Source organism: Rhizobium sp. PRIMUS64 (assembly GCF_023006465.1).
GTDB lineage: Bacteria > Pseudomonadota > Alphaproteobacteria > Rhizobiales > Rhizobiaceae > Rhizobium > Rhizobium leguminosarum.
Genome location: NZ_JALBGX010000341.1, coordinates 1 through 487, shown reverse-complemented (window position 1 = coordinate 487; position 487 = coordinate 1). Strand labels below are relative to the sequence as shown.

The 487-nt window shown below is 65.7% G+C and carries 1 protein-coding gene; it reads right to left on the bottom strand.

Annotation, left to right across the window (positions count from 1 at the left end):
• Positions 1-487: AAA family ATPase (locus MOV76_RS39475; protein ID WP_247266626.1), on the bottom strand; the 487-nt coding region annotated here is incomplete at both ends.

Sequence of the window (487 nt, the reverse complement as noted above, 5' to 3'; positions counted from 1 at the left end):
CGTCATTGCCTGCCGTGGTTGAGTTCTGGATTGCCTGTTTGCGCGCTTGGCTCCAATCGGCGACGATCCGATCGATCGTTTCCGCCCGTGTCCCTGCCTCGATCAGATGCCCCTGCTGGGCATAGGCATCGAGACCTTTCCCGGTCTCGCCGCGCGCAAAAAGCCGCGAGGCCTCGCGCGCCCATGGCTGGCGCTGGCGGCGCACGCCGGCAAGTTCGGCAAAACCGATCCGCTCAGTGATCGCCCGGAACGCCGCGCCCGCCTGGATCGGCTGCAGCTGCATCGCGTCACCAACCAGCACGACCTTCACCTCGGCTTGCTCGGCGATGTCAAGCATGCGGGCCATCTGCTGCGACGACACCATGCCGGCCTCGTCGATGACAAGCACATTGCCACGTTCGAGCAATTCGCGTCCGCTGGCCCAGGCGAGTTCCCAGGCGGCGAGTGTCCGCGACCTGATGCCGGAACTGTCTTCCAGCCCTTCGGC